This is a genomic window from Ferruginibacter albus (genome assembly GCF_020042285.1).
Classification (GTDB): Bacteria; Bacteroidota; Bacteroidia; order Chitinophagales; family Chitinophagaceae; genus Ferruginibacter; species Ferruginibacter albus.
In genome coordinates this window covers 1,178,932-1,197,920 of sequence record NZ_CP083388.1, presented here as the reverse complement: position 1 = coordinate 1,197,920, position 18,989 = coordinate 1,178,932, and the positions used below count along the sequence as shown (strand labels likewise).

18 protein-coding genes, 1 tRNA gene and 1 pseudogene are annotated in these 18,989 nt (G+C 32.2%); 8 read left to right on the top strand and 12 right to left on the bottom strand.

The genetic code is table 11. The features are described 5' to 3' along the window. Positions 1-68: 68 nt before the first annotated feature. On the top strand, positions 69-782 hold the full coding sequence (locus tag K9M53_RS05340; RefSeq protein ID WP_224018593.1) for a tRNA1(Val) (adenine(37)-N6)-methyltransferase: 714 nt from the start codon (positions 69-71) through the stop codon (positions 780-782). On the opposite strand, the gene K9M53_RS05335 is transcribed toward K9M53_RS05340, so the two are convergent. Then, a complete protein-coding gene (locus K9M53_RS05335) occupies positions 783-1,985 on the bottom strand; it encodes an NAD(P)-dependent oxidoreductase (RefSeq protein ID WP_224018592.1) in 1,203 nt (400 codons plus the stop codon). Between the two features lie 102 nt (positions 1,986-2,087). On the opposite strand from K9M53_RS05335, the gene hscB reads away from it, so the two are divergent. Both hscB and K9M53_RS05325 read left to right on the top strand, forming a co-directional pair. Then, positions 2,088-2,564, top strand: a complete 477-nt coding sequence (gene hscB, locus K9M53_RS05330; protein ID WP_224018591.1) for a Fe-S protein assembly co-chaperone HscB — start codon at positions 2,088-2,090, stop codon at positions 2,562-2,564. A 28-nt stretch (positions 2,565-2,592) separates the two neighbouring features. Then, a tRNA-Leu gene (locus K9M53_RS05325) sits at positions 2,593-2,676 on the top strand. Positions 2,677-3,409: 733 nt separating this feature from the next. On the opposite strand, the pseudogene K9M53_RS16185 reads toward K9M53_RS05325, so the two are convergent. The 3 genes and pseudogenes from K9M53_RS16185 to K9M53_RS05310 all read right to left on the bottom strand — a co-directional run. Beyond that, positions 3,410-4,267 (bottom strand): annotated as a pseudogene (locus K9M53_RS16185) (recombinase family protein); the annotation flags it as partial. Next, complete coding sequence (locus tag K9M53_RS05315; RefSeq protein WP_224018177.1) at positions 4,236-4,406, bottom strand: hypothetical protein; 171 nt, start codon at positions 4,404-4,406, stop codon at positions 4,236-4,238. The gene K9M53_RS05315 and the pseudogene K9M53_RS16185, both read right to left, overlap by 32 nt. A 77-nt stretch (positions 4,407-4,483) precedes the next feature. Then, positions 4,484-5,419 (bottom strand): hypothetical protein, encoded by a 936-nt coding sequence (locus K9M53_RS05310; protein ID WP_224018179.1) that lies wholly within the window; start codon positions 5,417-5,419, stop codon positions 4,484-4,486. Positions 5,420-5,505: 86 nt separating this feature from the next. Between K9M53_RS05310 and K9M53_RS05305 the strand changes: the two genes are divergently transcribed. Next, positions 5,506-5,934 carry a hypothetical protein gene (locus K9M53_RS05305; RefSeq protein WP_224018181.1) on the top strand — a complete coding sequence of 143 codons (429 nt, stop codon included), beginning with the start codon at positions 5,506-5,508 and terminating at the stop codon, positions 5,932-5,934. A 10-nt stretch (positions 5,935-5,944) separates the two neighbouring features. Further along, entirely contained in the window at positions 5,945-6,232 is a 288-nt protein-coding gene (locus K9M53_RS05300; RefSeq protein ID WP_224018590.1) for a hypothetical protein, read from the top strand. Between the two features lie 389 nt (positions 6,233-6,621). Here K9M53_RS05300 and K9M53_RS05295 read toward each other — a convergent pair whose 3' ends face one another. From K9M53_RS05295 to K9M53_RS05270, 6 genes are all read right to left on the bottom strand, one after another. Beyond that, the gene (locus K9M53_RS05295) at positions 6,622-7,062 is read right to left on the bottom strand and encodes a DoxX family protein (protein ID WP_224018589.1); all 441 of its coding nucleotides are present in this window, start codon (positions 7,060-7,062) and stop codon (positions 6,622-6,624) included. A 333-nt stretch (positions 7,063-7,395) separates the two neighbouring features. After that, a complete protein-coding gene (locus K9M53_RS05290) occupies positions 7,396-7,743 on the bottom strand; it encodes a hypothetical protein (protein WP_224018588.1) in 348 nt (115 codons plus the stop codon). Between the two features lie 705 nt (positions 7,744-8,448). Then, positions 8,449-8,787: a hypothetical protein gene (locus K9M53_RS05285; RefSeq protein WP_224018587.1), complete on the bottom strand. Its 339-nt coding sequence runs from the start codon at positions 8,785-8,787 to the stop codon at positions 8,449-8,451. Between the two features lie 426 nt (positions 8,788-9,213). Then, positions 9,214-10,233 carry a fatty acid desaturase gene (locus K9M53_RS05280; RefSeq protein ID WP_224018586.1) on the bottom strand — a complete coding sequence of 340 codons (1,020 nt, stop codon included), beginning with the start codon at positions 10,231-10,233 and terminating at the stop codon, positions 9,214-9,216. 95 nt (positions 10,234-10,328) lie between these two features. Then, positions 10,329-10,928: an RNA polymerase sigma factor gene (locus K9M53_RS05275; RefSeq protein WP_224018585.1), complete on the bottom strand. Its 600-nt coding sequence runs from the start codon at positions 10,926-10,928 to the stop codon at positions 10,329-10,331. Between the two features lie 196 nt (positions 10,929-11,124). Further along, a complete protein-coding gene (locus tag K9M53_RS05270) occupies positions 11,125-11,463 on the bottom strand; it encodes a hypothetical protein (protein ID WP_224018584.1) in 339 nt (112 codons plus the stop codon). Positions 11,464-11,835: 372 nt separating this feature from the next. Between K9M53_RS05270 and K9M53_RS05265 the strand changes: the two genes are divergently transcribed. Genes K9M53_RS05265 through K9M53_RS05255 form a run of 3 tightly spaced genes read left to right on the top strand, consistent with a single transcriptional unit; the run spans position 11,836 to position 16,172 of the window. Beyond that, positions 11,836-12,354 (top strand): helix-turn-helix domain-containing protein, encoded by a 519-nt coding sequence (locus K9M53_RS05265; protein WP_224018583.1) that lies wholly within the window; start codon positions 11,836-11,838, stop codon positions 12,352-12,354. Between the two features lie 38 nt (positions 12,355-12,392). After that, positions 12,393-15,764 carry a CheR family methyltransferase gene (locus tag K9M53_RS05260; RefSeq protein WP_224018582.1) on the top strand — a complete coding sequence of 1,124 codons (3,372 nt, stop codon included), beginning with the start codon at positions 12,393-12,395 and terminating at the stop codon, positions 15,762-15,764. Between the two features lie 9 nt (positions 15,765-15,773). Then, positions 15,774-16,172: a response regulator gene (locus tag K9M53_RS05255; protein ID WP_224018581.1), complete on the top strand. Its 399-nt coding sequence runs from the start codon at positions 15,774-15,776 to the stop codon at positions 16,170-16,172. Positions 16,173-16,344: 172 nt separating this feature from the next. On the opposite strand, the gene K9M53_RS05250 is transcribed toward K9M53_RS05255, so the two are convergent. Together K9M53_RS05250 and K9M53_RS05245 are read right to left on the bottom strand one after the other, a co-directional pair. After that, positions 16,345-17,478 carry an alpha/beta hydrolase gene (locus K9M53_RS05250; RefSeq protein WP_224018580.1) on the bottom strand — a complete coding sequence of 378 codons (1,134 nt, stop codon included), beginning with the start codon at positions 17,476-17,478 and terminating at the stop codon, positions 16,345-16,347. Between the two features lie 467 nt (positions 17,479-17,945). Next, on the bottom strand, positions 17,946-18,953 hold the full coding sequence (locus K9M53_RS05245; protein WP_224018579.1) for an SDR family oxidoreductase: 1,008 nt from the start codon (positions 18,951-18,953) through the stop codon (positions 17,946-17,948). Between the last annotated feature and the right edge of the window lie 36 nt (positions 18,954-18,989).

Below are 18,989 nucleotides of genomic sequence, written 5' to 3'. Positions count from 1 at the left end.
GCAATATGTCATTTTCGTGTAATGATAAACGTAATATGAATATTATGTGTACAATGTAACTTGCAGTTATGCCGAATAGTTATTTCCAATTCAAGCAATTCATTATTAACCAGGATAAGTGTGCCATGAAAGTTACTACCGATGGATGCTTGTTTGGCGCCACTTGTGCAGAAGTAATGCAAAGTTCACAATTACTTAATACAGCATTGGATATTGGCGCAGGCACGGGTTTACTTAGCCTGATGGTTGCACAAAAAAATCCTACAAAAATTGACGCAATTGAAATTGATGAAAGCGCTTATTCACAAGCAAAAGAAAATATTGAAAATTCGTTATGGAAAGAACAAATAACTATTTTTCATGCTGACATTATAAAATTCTCTACCGATAAAAAATATGATTGCATTTTCACTAATCCTCCATTCTACCAGGATGATCTAAGATCGATACATCTGAATAAAAATAAAGCAAAGCATGATGAATCTTTAACACTGATCGAATTATTAAACTGCATTGATAAACGCTTAAATAAGAACGGCATCTTTTTAGTGCTGCTTCCTTACCATCGTTCCAATTATTTTGAAACGGAAGCCGCAAAACTGAAATTCTTTCTTACAAAAAAGATAGCCGTAAAACAGACGCCTAAACATACTTATTTCAGAACGATATTGATCTTTTCAAGAAAAGAAAACGCAACGCTTAATCAAGAAATTATTATTAAGGATGAGAATGGTAATTATACAAAAGAATTTTATGAGCTGTTGAAAGATTATTATTTATAGCTAAGAACTACTTTTCCCGTATTCAGTAAGATATTCATAAGGCTTGGTGATAGTACCATTTTTTACGATCGTTGCTCTTTCAATAATACTGCTGCCACCCTTTATCAGATCTTCCAATATATATTTAATTAATTGCTCGCCAAAATACCGGCTGGCATCTCTTGGCAACTCATTCGGTAAATTACTTACTGCCATCACATCAATACTATTCGAAAGATAAGGTGCTGTTTTGTGCTTGGTAATTCTATCAATCCCGTACACAGGATCTTTCATGGATTGATCTCCGATATTGATAGGAACAGACCCTCTTTCATCATCTGAGATATCAGCAATGGTTTGTATAGTAAACGTTTCATTGATATCCGATAATTCAAACAAACGCGGCACATCATCGCTCCAATAAACGCCGTTTATTAAAATATCGGTACAATGTGAATAAGGAAGGAAGCGACTTCTGTAATTACCCGGATGCAAATGAAAATCTTCTCTTTTGTATGTTTTGGTCTGATTGTGTGTGTATAGATCGGCTCCTTTTAATTGCACATATACAGGATAAGCAAATTTTCTTTCCAGGTATTCATCCGGTTCCACTTCCGTAATGCCCATCAGATTCATTACTTCTACTACCCCATGTGCTACACGCCCACTACCGGTAACAGCAATTTTTATTGCAGGTATCTTCAATCCAAAATAAGTATGTATCAATTGCCGGTAATCTTTGTTTTCGTATACCCGTTGCAGCTGGTATAATTGCATGCGATTGCCATAAGCCATCATGCCATTGTGAGCGCCTACTATGCCGGCAAAAAACCCAAAGCCAATTATACGCTGACCATCTTCATGTTCCAGGCATTCATAATCTATCAGTGTAATTTCTTTTTGCAAAATAGCAGCAAACATCTTTTGATTATGCGGCTGCATTTTTTTGGTGTGAGAAAAAAACAAATAGGTCTTATTTGGGATCAGCATATCAACCGGTACTTCTTTTATACCTAATAAAATATCACACTCTCTTAGATCTTCTTTTACTTCAATACCTGCTCTTGTATAATCATTATCGCTAAAACAACGTGATGCGCTGTGCTGAACAATGATCTTAATTTCCGGTGAATTTTTATGCAGCCATCGGCATTGCGCAGGAGTTAATGCCACACGATTATCGGCAGGAACTTTACCCTCTCGTATAAGCCCTATTGTAAGCATTCATCGTTATTTACTGTAATTTATCATTTATTGTTTGTATTTCAAAGATGATGAAAGCAGCATTTGAACTACGCCATCCCGTTTCTATCTATACATTTGCATATGAATTATTTTGAATTATTTGAAATTCCTGTCAGCATAAAAAATGACCGATCTTTTTTATCAAAAAAATACGCGGAGCTGCAAAGGAAATATCATCCCGATTTTTATACACAATTATCGGAAGAGGAACAGCAGCAGGCATTAGAAATATCATCTTCCATAAACAAAGCATTAAAAGTTTTACAAAATGAAGATGCTACGATCAAATATATTTTGCAATTAAAGAATATATTAGAGGAAGAAGAAAAATATAAACTATCTCCCGATTTTTTGATGGAGATGATGGAACTAAATGAAGAAGAACCCGAAAGCAGAAAGCTAAAAGCTGAAACCTATACAGAAGGTTTATACAACGAGATAAAGCCACTTATTGAAAATTATAATGACGGTTTAGCTACTGAAGAACAATTACTCCGCCTGAAAGCATATTATTACCAAAAAAAATATCTGCAACGCATTTTGGACAGAACGGAATGATAACGTAATATTGCAGCCCAATTCAGATGCCCAGATGGCGGAATTGGTAGACGCAGCAGACTCAAAATCTGCCGTTCGCAAGGATGTGCAGGTTCGATTCCTGTTCTGGGCACACAATTAGATTTTAGGCAATTCACACTCGAATTGCCTTTTTTATTTTCCTCCAAAATCCTCTTCAGCGGCTCAATTGCTGCAAATAAGCTATTGATCTTTGGAGTTCGAACTATGCATTTATCCTTATTATACATAATTCCTTCAGGATAAACTAGCTTTTGTAATCTCTGTTTATTTTCAAATGAGGCTGAAAGCCATGCAGAGCTTAAATTCTGTGCTATAAATAAGCATTTCTCAACTGCATTATCAAGGTTCGAACCGTCAATGTCATTATGATTCAAATTCTCACTCAAAACCTTCAATTCATCTGCATACTTTAAAGCATATTTATCATATAGCTCCCTAGAAATTTCCCCCAAAACATACCTTTCTTCCATCTTATTCAACTGTGCTTGTTTTTCAGTTATCTTTTTTTTGAGTAGTTTGCTATCTTCTAGGGATTGATGGATTGTGTTTTTTAGTTTCTGAAGTAATAATTTTTTTAATGACTCTTTTTGCTTCTTATCATATTCGATTTGTTCAAGATTATTTATAAATAGTGAATTCAATTTTTTAGCAGATATATTTACAGGAGTTTCAGCATTTTTAGTCTTATAATACCAATTCCCTTTGGTTTTATATCCTGTAAAAGGAAGTTTACTCAGTTCATCTTTTGCAAATATTTTTAAAGGGACTTCTTCATGTTTACTTTGCTTTGGAATACCGGCGCATGGAGTTAGTTGCAATATCTTATTAGCATTTAAAAATATTTTTAAATCTACTAATGCCGGGTGTTTGCCTTTTATAAGTTTACCTTCTACCAATTTCCCAGTTACATAACCGGCATAAAAAGGGTTAGATATAATCCAACGGAAATTCTTCTCATTAATTCTCACTCCCTTCGCACTCAAACGTTTTATAATTTCTTTATTGCTTAATTTCCCTTCTGCTTTTAAAATGAATGCCTTTTTTAGTTCTCTGCCTTCATCGGTAATTATATATTCATGAAAACAGGCCCGTTGTTTTTTCTTTAAGTTATTATATCCTACAGGAGTAGGATAAGGCCAATAGCCTTTTAGCATTACTTCCCGAGTATTGATGCTCGTACGGTCACTTTTTGCACGGTTATCAAAATGATTCAGCAAATGAAAAAAATTCTCCTGTAACCTTCCTGAAGCGGTAGAAGTATCAATATCCTGCGTTACAGACTTCACGACAATGCCTTCTTTCCTTAGGTCTTCGCTTAATTTAGCGGCAGCTGCTCCTGTTCGGGAAAATCGATCATAATTAAATACTATGATACTGGTAATATCTTTTTGTTTTCTGACATACGCAAGCATTCTTTGAAATTCTTTTCTGCCATCTGTTTGAGCACTTTCATACCGGCCTCCAAAATATTCCTGCACCAAATATTTATTCCGACCCGCATATTCGTCACACAATTTTTTTTGAACTTCAAGGCTTCCATTGTTTTCAGCTTGCTCCTGTGTGCTGACTCTGGTATAAATAACGCAGTAATTTCCTTTTCTTTTTGGTAAACTAACGTGTTGTTTAATCGTCTGCTGTTCCAGCAAAGATTCAAGAGCGTTGATTGAATTTTTGTTTTTCATTTTTTGATTCAATGTAAATATCAATGAGAATATCTGTAAATACTTCCAGTTGTTCTTCAAGAGAAGGCTCTTTTACAAATTTATTTATAGTGTCATTTTCTAATTTACTTTTTACATAAGCTGCATTTTTATTTTTCATTTTTCACCCTTAAGGCGCACTTGGTCAAAAACAAAATACGCCGGGGTTCTACCATAGGCCTGAGGTAATCAGAACCATTATATTTTTTTCCTCGTCATTTTAAAAGACAATGTTTTTTCATCCATAGTGTCAATAGTAATTCTTTCATAATTCTTCAATCCAAGAATCTCTTTTAACTGCAGTGTTTTTTCTTTAGATAAAATACCTTCTTTGGAGCTTTGGATTTGAAAGTTTTTTTTATCATTTATTCTGTAAATAGTAATTTCTTTGATGTTATTACGCCGCATCTCCCTAAGCACTTTGATTTCATCTTCATTTAAAAGCTGTGGCATTAATAAACTAGAAATATCTTCATCTCTAATAAATTCTTTTAAATAATGACTTATGGAAAGCTGGATATGAGGTTCAGTAAGATCCGGCGTAAAATCTTTGTGTCCTACATTTTCATGTCCAATAAATTCAGCAACTCTTCCATCGAAAAAAATATAGATAAATCCATCATTCTCACTTGCAATAACAGATGCAATCAGGTTAACAAGATAATTTATGCTGAATTTAAAAATATAAAGAATAGGGGGCTCTGATAGGTAATATTTTAAGAGTTCAAAATATTCTTCATCCTCTTGTGTTTGAGTTCCTGCTATTATTTTCTTTTCTATCTCTTCTTTATTCTTTCTTATATTTCTTTCCGGCAAGTTATTATCATACGCATCTTTAAAAAAATAGTTGCATATCAATTTCATTTTATCAACCGGAAAACTGATCTCCCGAAGATCATCTAATATTCTTAACCAGAATAATTGAGCAAAACTCATTTTGGCCCATTTGCCATCAGCGATAAAAGGAAGTAATTCATTTCTTCTCCAAAAGGCCAATATTTTTTCTAATGGTTTACCTTTTTTATCAGTCAATTCTTTAATTGGGACGGTTGTTTCAAACATGAATTTTCTAAATTCAGCAAATGAAAATAATTCTTCTGCTTCATCATTTAGGCTTTTTGGCTTTTTGTTCATAGTTCAAATATAATAAAATATGTCTTTAACTCATACTTTTTCATTATTTTTATGTTTTAAAGTCAATATTAGTAAAAAATTACACGATGAAAAAGGAATTTTTAAACAAAAACACGAGATTTTCTTATTACCAAAATAGAGAGTGCAAGTTTTGTAAAGCTCCTATTCCAGATCAAGAACATGGTACTCGCGAATTTTGCCCTATAACATATGATCAGGACCGAAATGTTAGAGATTGTAAAACTTCTTTTCATCGAAAAAAAGATAAGCCAGAAAGAGATACTTATTCTGCATTGATTATGAAACATAAAGCAATTACAACCAGAATAGATTTTTTAATAAAGAAAACTGGATACTCTGTGACTACAAAGGATTTGGATAATTATGAAATTTTATTAACAGAAGCTTTAAACTATTCAATCAGTAAGGACGGCATATTGACTTCTTTTTATTTAAAACATTCTATTATATCTAATCCTATTTCTAATATTCATAAAATTTTATACAATGACTAATTGTGAACTTATGGACATCCTTAAAAAAGTTAAAATAAATTATACTCAAAGAAATATTCTAATTATAGCAGGAATTTTAATAGCAGGTTCTGGTCTTGCTATTTATATTAAAAGCAAGAATTACTATCAACAAAAGTCTATTAATGAACTCTTGAAAGCAGAAATCATTTTACTTCAATCTGAGATAAATACGCATGCGTTGTCAAATAGAGAAAAAGATTTAGTAATAAATCATCTTAAGAATCAACTTAAGACTTTATATAAAACTGACGATAGCAATGTCTATCAAAAAAGATAAATTTTTCATTAATCCTCGTGTAAATTCTTATTTTCACAGATTATATTCACCGGAAAATTATTTTTCTCGTGAATTCACTTCATAATATCAAAAATAAGAGTGAATTAATACTAATTGCAGTTAAACAATTAAATGGAGATTGACTACAGTAAGAAACTGAACATTATCCTAACACTTTCCTGTTGTGATTTGCGGTCTAATAACCACTTTCCAATCAAATGGCTCTTATATGGGAATAATAGATCCCTAATCAACAAGCACCAACCCGGTCCCTGAACTTGTCGGAAGATTTCCAGAAACAATTGTCCATGCAATACTTTATATTCCTTTCTACTTTATCATTTCACGCTATAATTATTTGCTGAAAATATCTCGGTAAAATTATTATTTTATGAATTCAGTATTCTAGCCTTATCTTTTTTCAGTTTAGTAAATGATAAACTACCTGTCGACCATAAAGCAAAAAATATTAAAATGGGTTGAAAAAATAACCTTATGAATCGTTTTTGATCTGTATTTAAACCAAAGGCATTTATTTTGTTGGTGTATTGAGATATGTTTCCAGGAAATACAAATACATAAAAAATTGCTAACGCTATTCCTACTTTCATTTGGTGTTTTACAAACAAAATCATTGATAACCCAAGCATGATTTCTACTACTCCTGAAGATATTACTATAAAATCTATAAAGGAAGTATCAGTTGATAACCATTTGGGTACTTGAGCCTGAAATTCCTGTCGTTGGCATGTTAAATGACTAACTCCGGCAAAAATCATAAACAAACCAAGCGCTATTCTAAGTAAATTCTGAAATGAATTTGTTTTCATTTTACATTGTCTAAGTTGAAATTTGTTTTACAATAAAATTAGTAACAGAATTGTATAGAATAAGAGTTGCACTTGTTCCATCCATCAAACTAACTTTATTACTTTATATCTCTTTCCTTCTATTTTTGACATTCTAATCAAATTCTATTTAAATCAGAATATCTCTAAGGGATATCATGTTTTATTTGACAATCACTTCATTCCATTCTATACTTTAATACTTATTTTCTCCAAGTCTTGCCTTTATGAAAAACCATATTTTGAATAAACAACCTTCACTTGCATTATCACCTTCAAAATTTGTATACTTATAATAAGGTTTAAAGAAGTTTTTTAAGTGGTTAAAATATACAATTCTTCCAAATCAAGTTCCAACATTTTAATTGCTTTTTTTATCAAATCACTATGTTCAGTAACTCTTTTAGCAGGAGCATTTTTTCTCTTCATTTCGTTTTCTTTATTGATTATATACCACACCTCTTTATTAAGAGTGAGGTTAATCTTTTCGCAAGTAACCGATAAAATTTGCTTTTCCTTGTTATCGAATGAGTCATTTTTTTTATTATTAATTTCTTCCAGAATTTCTTTCACTATTGTAACAAATGAATAATAAGCAAACCGCTCATCACTTAATTGATAAAGGTTTTTTATTCTTTGTTTTATATTGTAACAGCCATCCATTACTCAAATTATTATATGAAATTAATCTTGTTCGATTTATTCCAAATTCTGTTTTAGCCTGTGATATTACATAACTATTAATCATGTAACGTTTTCTAGTAATTATGTACAGATAAGGAAATAAAAAAATGTAAATATTACAAATAGCAACTCTTACTATAGCACTACATTCTCAACTCGTTATAGTAGCAACACTTGTTCTCTTCCTCCACTTAAACAATATAAAGTAAAATAGCCCAGAGTATAAAACTGCTACAAGTTTTGATATTTATTTCATTTTTGAGTATTTTTATCTGCACAATGAGGATTGAAGATTAATACTTTCTCCTCAATCATCGAACGTATACATACGTAGATCTAAAGTAGCTCTAAAGTATATCTAAAATAATATCGAGTTGCGTAACATTAAGGAAATTAAAGTTTTGCTTTTTTAGATTCCTTTCTAAAATATCCTTTACTTTCTCTGCTCAAGTTCCAACAATTCCTACTAAATCTATTAGCTATTCTCTTGTTATTTCTAAGTTTTCACACCAATATTCAATTTCCAACTTCTACATAATTTTTACCCGCCTATCAGCAAGAGGTATTTTCTCTTATCATCGTAACTCATATTTATTCATTTAAGTGCTTAATCAATAAATAGTCTGTAATTAAGATAAATCAGCTGTTATTTTAATTAGAAGACACAAACTTATTTCTTAGTTATTAAAAAGGTGCAGTTGTTTGTTGAGATTTACTAGGAGGGTTTCCGGGAGAAGTACTCGGTGCAGTACTTGGTGTATTAGATGGCACAGGGACATCTGGGCTTGTATTGTTTGGAAAAGTATTTATTCCAGGCGTAAAACCTCCAGATGGCTTAGTTTTATTACTATCTGATATAGGAGGAATTGAATCCATAGCAGTTTTGTTATTAACAGCTTTATTTTTCCCTTTTTTATATTTTGATGAATTTATACTTCGTGAAGTATCAGTTTTTTTTACCTGACAAAAGCAGGATGAAGAAATTAAAATTCCCATTGCAAAAGTTAACAATAATGATTTCATAAAAATTTATTTAATACTTAGTATAAATAAATTCTATGCCAACATAATACTAAACTAAAAAAACAAAAAATTTTACAAATAATGCTACTTCAAACACCTACTTTACGGCAAAATAGTACACCTGAAATGTTTGGATTGTCTTATCATATTTTTAAATATACTAAAGTTGTTCCTGAAAGTTGGCAGGTTTTGTTTATACTTTATATCTATAATCTAACTACCCCTTAGAATTTATATACAAAAAATGTCTTTTATCTAAAAGACTAAATTAGATATACAGAAATGTTAAGAAATTTCTCTGATTTGCCTAGTTTCAATGTATTAATGCAGGAATGGGCATGAATTAGCATTTTTTAATTTCACATTGTCAACAATAAGATTTTTATTGAAGATAATTATAAAACATTTTCAAGAGTTACGGATTTGTTATCTATTACGATTAAAATATTTTTTTAGAAATTCTTTTTTAGAATCATGATAAGAAGATACTGCACCTAACTTTTTCATAATCCAAATATACACCCATGCCAAATCTAGTTGATACTTGAGAAAGCCTGCTCTTGCACTTCCGGGATATAAGTGATGATTATTGTGCCATTCGCCAGAAAAGATACCAGGCCGCGTTTGATTTATTGAAAGATTTCTTCGATCAAAATCAATTCCATCAAGGTGCTTTTCTTTTCCTTTACCATGGCCAGTATAATTAAAAGCGCGAACGAATATAAACCAAAACATTCCTCCGCTAAACATTGTGCATACTAATCCAAAGCCACCAATTAGATAAAATATAATAAACCACACGGCCCAATTTGTTATCCATAAAGCAATTGTATAATAAGGCGATGCGATTGAACCCCATTTACAATATTGAGCATAATTATTAATACTCACACCGGTATGCTTTAAAAAGCTAGCTGCTCTACTATAATCATCCTCACTCAAATTTTTTGCTATGCTTTGATGATTAACATCTGACAGCATACAATACATAAAGCCACCTTTAGGATTATAAGGATCACCAGGCATATCTGATTTAGCATGATGGACATGATGAGAAACTACATATATTTCTTCAGGAAAAGTTTTCAATACAAGATTCTGCGTAATAAAACGCCAAAAAGAATTACGGAATGTATATGACTTATGAGTACAATACCGATGAAACCAGATAGTAGCATGAACACTCATTACAATCATGCTGTAAACTATCAGTACTAACACTAGCTTTAAGGAAAAATATTTAAATAAAAAGATAAGAAAGAATGGCATCATGCATATTGCCATTAACCAGCTTAATAACGAAATCCAGTTTTTCTTTGAAACGAATATATTAATCCTGAAAAATGCTTCTGTAAAAAGCTGTTTTTTTGAAGGAACAATTAAATCCCCATTTTTATCTTTCCATCCGTAAGAGGGAACCTGTAAAACACGATCTATAAATTGCATATAATACTTACGATAATAACAACACAAAAGTTCCAGAATCAATTATAATTTTTTGAAATGTCCTTTTAAAAAATCAAGCTCATATAGCCTATAAACTAGGCAGTCATTTGATTAGAAAATTCCATATCAATTTTTTGAACAAAATCATATTTAAATAAACACACCCGCAATTGTATCAATGACCTCTTTAATTTAGTTTTAACTGTACCTAATGGTATTTCAAGTATTTCTGCAATCTCTCGTTGAGTAAATCCCTTGAAATAAACCATATCTATTAAATTTTCATATTCAGGACTTAGTTTTCCTATTGCTTTCTTTATTCCAATAGTATCAATATTTATATTAACTGAAAAAACATTACTACAAAAAAATATTTCCTCGGAAAGGAGACAATTTCTTTGATGTTTTTTATGAGCCTTGGAGCGCATATAGTCAATAGCTAAATTGCGGCTAATACTTAACATCCAGGTAAATAGTGTACCTTTTAAAGGATCATAACTTTCAATACGCTTCCATACATTAAGAAAAACGTCTTGTAATACTTCGTCAGCAATTTCTTTATCTCCAATAATTTTCATTATAATTCCATATAACGATCCACAGTAATTATCATATAAATATTCAAATGATAACCGGTCTTTAGATTTTAATAAAACTAAAAGTTCTTCTTCTTTATATTTAACAATGGAATTCATTTAAACCCTTAAATTTATGCGGCTACATTTTTCATTTTTAATTAACATAAAACGTATATTTCAATAAATATCCAATGAAATATTAGTAAATAAAAGTAAGTTTTATTGTTTTTTTAAGTATTATATAATTCTGAATAAGTTTGCATAATTCACATTTCAAGATCATTAAAGCGGTAAAAGTAAAATTGTATATGCTTTATTTTTGAAGCATTTTTTCTGGATATATTTTTATTGTATAATTATCAAAAGATTCAGAACGACCTTTAACTATTACGCAGTCGTTAGGCTGATATTCAATTTTATGGTGCTCGTCTTCAAACATATTTGGAACACCATACTTTTCAATATCTTCACCAAGCAGGTATACCACATTTATGTTTTTGCCATGGATGTTTATAATCTCCACATTACCTTCTACTATTGTTGAAAAGAATGTTGAAGAAAAGCAAATTTTAGCATTGAATGAAACAACTTCAGCTGTATTCAAATTAAAGTCTGTGATAAAATCAATAAGCGGTTGTAAAGTAATTTTCATTAGAATTAATCAAGAAATAAAATTAAATTCTATCACTTTTTAACTCTTATATAATTTTATAAAAAATTTGCATAATTCGCACTTAACAATAACAAAGAGTACATTTATTAAAAGATATAAAATAAAAAAGGGTCAGTATAAAAATACAACCCCGTTTTAAAATCCAATATCCTATGAAAAACCAAGGCAAAGATACGTGCTGTTAAATTTTAAGAATTATATGCTTTTTCCCATTATTTGCATAATTCACACTTATTGCCTATTTTTTAACATAAAGAGTAATAGGTATAATGTTGGCTTCTGATAATTATTTGTTCAACTACGTTATAAATGATACTTTATTTTAGATATATGGTAAGTAAGAGGTGCATAATGCATGTACAAGCTGAATTGGAAAAGTTGGGCTTACACCATAAATCTATAAAACTTGGAGAGGCTGAAATTGAAGAAAATGCCGACATAGAAAAACTAGATGAATTAAATAATGCATTAAAGCAGTCCGGTATTGAATTAATAGAAGATAAAAAAAGCATCTTAATTGAAAAAGTAAAGACAACAATTATTAATCTTATCCATTATTCGGAAGAACCTTTAGCAATAAACTTTTCTGTGTATTTAAGCCAGCAGTTAGGATATGATTATACATATCTTTCCAACATCTTTTCCAGCACTTTAGGAATTACCATTGAACATTATTTTATATTGCATAAGATTGAGGCAGTGAAAGAGCTTTTAACTTCCAGTGATCTCAATATTACACAGATCGCATGGAAAATGCAATACAGCAGCATAGCGCATTTATCACATCAGTTTAAAAAAATAACGGGTGTTTCTCCTTCTAATTTTAAAAAATTAGAGCATAAAAACAGAAAGAAGTTGGAGGATTTGTAACATGATTGTTAAAATACTTTCTAAAAGCAATAATCTTAATGGCAGCATTACCAAATAAAGACAAAATAAAACAACCTTCCTCAAATCTATTTCCTGTTGTAGGCGTTGGTGCATCGGCAGGAGGATTGGACGCATTTAAAAGATTGCTAAAAGCTATTCCTTCAGATTCTGGAATGGCCTTTATTTTAGTGCAGCATCTCGAACCTACACACGAAAGCCTGTTAACAAGCTTATTACAAAAAGTAACTAACATACCGGTTCAGGAAATTACAGATAATGTTCAGGTTGAACCTAATCATATTTACATAATCCCTTCTAATAGATTGCTTACTGCAACAGATGGAATTCTTCAATTAAGTCCCCGTCCACCAAGGAGCGAAAAGAATATGCCAATTGATGTATTTTTTAAATCATTGGCAGAAGTGCACGAAAGCCATGCTATTGGTATTATTTTATCCGGCACAGCATCTGATGGCACTCTCGGGCTAAAGGCTATTAAAGACCATGGTGGCATTACATTTGCACAGGACCAGGAATCAGCGGCGTATGATGCCATGCCGCAAAGTGCTATAGATGCAGATGTAGTAGATTTTATATTGGCGCCTGAAGATATTGCTTTGCAATTATCTAAATTAAACCAAACTTTTAATAATGATGGTGCAGGTGATGAAAAGGAATTACAACTAACAAAGGAAGATACTTTTCGTCAAATACTTTCTTTGCTTCGTGTGCGCAAAGGCACAGATTTTACTTATTATAAACAAACCACTATTCATCGTCGTATTATTCGCAGGATGGGATTAAATAAGATTGAAAGTGTTTTAGAATATCATCTTTTTCTTAAAAAAAATAAACAGGAGCAGGATATTCTATACCTCGATTTACTTATTCCAGTGACAGATTTTTTTAGAGATAAAAAAACGTTTGATACTCTTTGTGAAAAAATATTCCCTTCTATTGCAAAGAAACGTGAAAGTAATAATCCATTGCGTATCTGGGTTGCGGGATGCTCTACTGGTGAAGAAGCATATTCCATTGCAATGTGTCTTCATGATTACTTAGGTGCAAAAGCAACTGATATTAAAATACAAATATTTGCAACTGACATTTCTGAAAAATCAATTACTAAGGCACGCAGTGGAATGTATACTAAAAAAGATATAACGCACCTTTCTGCAGAACACCTGGAAAAATATTTTATTAAAGTGAATGGAGGTTTCCAGGTCAACAGGTTTATAAGAGATATGTGTGTGTTTGCAACACACAATTTTTTAAAGGATCCTCCCTTTGCAAAAATGGACCTAATAAGTTGTAGAAACGTATTAATATACATGGAAGCCTTTCTACAAAAAAAAGCACTTGTTACTTTCCATTATGCATTAAATGAAAATGGATATTTATTGCTTGGTAAATCTGAAACAGTAAGCCCGGCTGCCGATTTATTCACAGTTTTTAGTAAGAATGAGAAAATATATGTAAGAAAAGCTATTTCTGAAAGGTTTCTGCATAGCATAAGCATGAGAAATGAAAAACTTTTTGAAAAGAAAGTTACATCAACTGCAAAAGAACCTGCTAAAGATGATTTTCAAAAAAATGCAGATGATATTTTATTATCAAAATATACACCGGCAGGTGTGGTTATAAACGATCAAATGGAAATTGTTCAATTCCGTGGATCAACAGGAACGTGGCTAGAGCCGAGTCCTGGCAAGCCAAATTTAAATTTATTAAAAATGGCCAGAGAAGGTCTTGCATTTGAATTAAGAAATGCGTTACATAAAGCAAAAATCGAAAGCAAGCCATTTATTAAAGAAAATGTTCCGTTACAATTTATGGGACAACAGCAATTAGTAACCATTGAAGTAATTCCTTTATTAAAAACCGCTGATCCTTACTATTTAATCCTTTTTAATGAAGTTCCGCTATCCACAGAAAGACACTTATACAATGCTCCCTCTTCGGAATCAAAACAAAGTGTTGAAAATGCCCGCATACAGATGCTTGAAAACGAACTTGCTCTTGCTCGGGAAAATATGCGAAGTATAACTGAAGACCAGGAAGCAATTAACGAAGAGTTGCAAAGTGCTAATGAAGAACTTTTATCCGGAAGCGAAGAACTGCAAAGTTTGAATGAAGAACTAGAAACTTCGAAAGAAGAAATACAAAGTACCAATGAAGAACTAACCACTTTAAATCAGGAACTGTTTGATCGCAATGAACAATTGAATATTGCACGCATATATGCAGAATCAATTATTGCTACTGTGAGAGAACCTTTGATAATATTGGATAAAAATCTGGTGGTTAAAAGTGCTAACAATTCTTATTATAAAAAATTCAGAACAAGTGAAGAAGAAACAGAAGGTAAGTCTTTTTTTGAAATAGGAGATAGACAATGGAATATACCTGCCTTACGTTCTTTGCTGGATAAAATTTTATACGATGAGAAAAAAATTACAAGCCTTGAAATTAACCAGGAGTTTAAAGCAATTGGTGAAAGAATAATGCTTTTAAATGCCAACCGCATATTTATAAAAGATAATACAGAACAATTAGTTTTAGTGGCTATTGAAGATGTGACTGAAATAAAAAGAATTGAAGCTGAGAAGAAAGACTTTATGGGCAAGCTGGAACAATTGGTTAGTGAAAGAACAGTTGAACTTGAAACCGCAAATAAGTTACTTAAACATTCTAATGAAAACCTGGAACAATTTGCAGCAATAGCGTCACATGATCTGCAGGAGCCACTTAGAAAAATAAGAACCTTTGCAAATATTTTAAATAGACGTCATAGCAATGAAATAAAAGGGCAAGCAAAAGAATTAATAAATAAGATCAATCTATCTGCTGAGCGAATGTCGATGCTTATTAAAGATGTACTAAATATTTCAAGGATCATAGATTCTGAAAACGTCTTTGAAAAAACGGATTTGAATCAAATAATGCAGTTTGTTATAGATGATTTTGATCTGCTTATAAAAGAAAAGACTGCCTTAATAACTTATGATGAGTTGCCTATAATTGAGGCCATACCCTTACAGATCAATCAACTTTTTTATAACTTAATCAGTAATGCACTTAAATTTTCAAAACCTCGTGTTGTTCCAATAATAAACATCACCTGCAAAAATCTGACATCAGCTGATATAAAAAGTGATGACAACTTAAATATTAATTCCTCTTATTGTGAGATTATATTCAGTGATAATGGTATCGGATTTGACAAACAATTTTCTGAACAAATCTTTTTAATCTTCCAGAGGCTACATTCAAAAGAACAATTTGAAGGCACGGGTATTGGATTGGCGCTATGCAAAAAAATTGTAGTCAATCATCATGGCGCAATATATGCCGATAGTGGAGAAAGAGAAGGCACACAATTTCGCGTTATTCTTCCTTTAAAACAATAAATATATTTTATGAAAGAACATATTACAATTTTACTAGTAGATGATGATGAGGATGATAGAAAATTATTTTCTGATGCAGTAATGGAGGTAGATAAAGCAATAACATGCAATAGTGCGGCTAATGCACAGGAAGCTCTAACTATTTTAAAAAATGAAGCAATCATGCTACCCGATATTATTATTCTTGATCTAAGAATGCCTGGTATAAGCGGTCAAAAGTGTTTAGAAGAAATTAAAAAAGATCCTAGAATAATGAATATTCCCGTACTAATATATACAACTTCAAGAGAGGTTAAAGAGTCAATCGAACTTAAGAAATTAGGGGCTGCACATTTTATAAGTAAACCTACATCACCTGACGAGGTTTATTATTTAGTATCTTATATTATAAATGAAAATTGGAGTTAGCATGTCTAATTATTCCAAATATTTGGCCACGTAAAGTTTGGTAACTTTCAATATTCAAAAGGAAGCATATCAAAGTTTACTCAAAGTGTTTATTTTAAATTATATATCCTTTAACTAGAATAAACAAAATAATTTCCTCTAATAAATTGAATAGAAAATAATACTAATAGAATTATTCTTTTTCAAAAAACTTTTTTAATTTTTTAACGGCCAATTCTTGTGCTTCTTTTGCTTGTGGAACTATAGCAGCCATTCCAAAGAATTCGTGTGTAACTCCATTATATAGTTCATAATCGGTATCAACATTTGCTGCTTTAAATTTATCCGCTAATAATTTTCCTTCGGATTGTAAAGGATCTATTTCTGCTCCAATAATTAAGGTAGGCGGCATCCCGGATAGGTTTGCCTTTACTAAACTAATACGCGGATCTGCAGACTGGGCAGTTGTACTTAATTCGTTTTTTACAAACCACACCATCATAGCTTTGTTTAACGGTTTTGCTTCTGCATATTTAATATAGCTTTCACTCATCATATCGTTATTTGCAACCGGGTAGATCAATACTTCATATACTGGCATTTTAATTTTATTGTCGCGTGCCATAATAGAAATATTCGCAGCAAGATTACCACCGGCGCTTTCGCCAACAACTGCCACTTTAGAAGAGTCGCCATTCATAGATGTGGCATTTGATATAATCCATTTGTAAGCATCAAAAGAAGCAACATGAGCCGCAGGAAATTTATGCTCAGGCCCTTTAGGATATTCAATGGATACAACTATCGCATTTGTCATCTCGCATAAAGATTGTGCGCTGGCGCTGTATACATTATTATCTGCAATCACCCATCCACCACCATGATAATATACAATTACTGGAAACGGTGCTTTACCTGTTTTTGGTGTATAAATCCTTGCATGCACAGTTCCGGATGTCACAGGTATATCTTTTCCCATTGTATCACAAAGGGCAGGCGGTATTTCCACCCTATTGTCTTTCATAACACCCATGACTGCATCAGTTGGGGTTGGCTGCATACGAGCTTCTTGTGCAGACAATGTTTCAATAGGTTTACCTCCAAGACTTACTAATTTCTCAATAACTACTGCCATTTCTGGTTTAATAGATGGCCCCCACGCAGGTACGGCACCAACAGGTTTTAAATCTATTTTGTTATTTTCTTTTACAACACTGTCCTTAACCTCTTTTTCTGGTATTGAATTACTACCGCTATTGCAGGAAGAAAAACCTATAATAATAATTACAATTATTATTCTTGCTAAAATGGAAAAATTAAAATTCATAAGTTGAATGTTTTTGTGTAATTTTTTTTAAAATATTTTCTCTTTGTCTCACAATTGTGTGGAATATATTCCTTTGTTAGGGCGCCAGCTTAGAAAATAACTTGAACTAGTTACCGCCAAAGCAGGCGATTTAAATTGGAATAACCTTAATAAATCAATAATTCAGCCACAGTTTGGCACTACAATAAAAAGATTGTTCAATACGAATTAATCTTGCTACAATGATTTCGGATCTCCCAATCCTCAACGGGTAAATAAAAGCAATGCCGTAAATGAAACCGGTACAATCAGGATATATCTTCCTTTGTTTGGCAAGAGTTGTCAATAGAAGACAAATATCTTGTTGGTCTTCTATAATCAGCACTTTACTCATTACATACTTTAACCCAAATAACTTGCCATGAATGTAGCTGAATGAAGTTTATTCAAAACTTAAATTAAAACAGCATTATCTAGTTTAAGAGTATTTAAGGTTGTCCATTGCCACCCGCAGAACCATAAATTTGTCCGGTTGCATAACTTGCATCACTTGCTGCCAGTTGCACATAGATAGAAGCAAGTTCAGCGGGTTGTCCTGGCCTGCCCATTGCTGTTTGCCCACCAAAATTTTTTAATTTCTCTTGTGTTGCTCCACCACTTACTTGCAAAGCTGTCCATATAGGTCCTGGTGCTACTCCATTAACACGTATGCCTTTTGGTGCTAATTGTTTTGCCAATGATTTTACATAGTTCATGGTAGCGGCTTTGGTTTGCGCATAATCATATAGATCTGGAGAAGGGTCGTATGCTTGTTCAGATGCTGTACCAATAATTACTGCTCCTGGCTGTAAATGTGGCAAAGCTGCCTTAATAATCCAAAATGGCGCATAGATATTTGTCTTCATTGTCCAATCAAATTCTTCCGTAGATATATCCAAAATAGATGCATGTGTTTGTTGACGACCTGCATTATTTACTATAATATCCAAACCACCTAAACCACTAATTGCATCCTGAACTAATTTTTTACAAAAGGTTTCATCACGAAGATCGCCAGGAATAGCGATTGCTTTTCTTCCTTCCTTTTTAATAAGATCAATTACTTCACGTGCATCCGGTTCTTCAGAAGGTAAATAATTAATTACTACATCTGCACCTTCACGTGCATAAGCAATAGCTGCTGCACGCCCCATACCGGAGTCGCCTCCTATTATCAATGCTTTACGCCCTGCTAAACGCCCTGAACCTTTATAGCTTATTTCTCCATGATCTGGACGTGGCTCCATTTTACCTGCTAAACCAGGCCATGGTTGAGATTGCTCTTTGAAAGGAGGCCTAGGATATTTAGTTGTTGGATCTTCTAATCTCTGTTGTGTAACTGTTTTAGGAAATAACTTTCCAGTCCCTGCAAATGCAGGTGCTACTGTTATCGCAGCTAAGCCCAGCCCTATGCTTCCTATAGCTTTACGACGGCCTATTTTATTTTCTTCGTTCATAACTATTTATTTTAAATTCATTTATAAAAATGATAA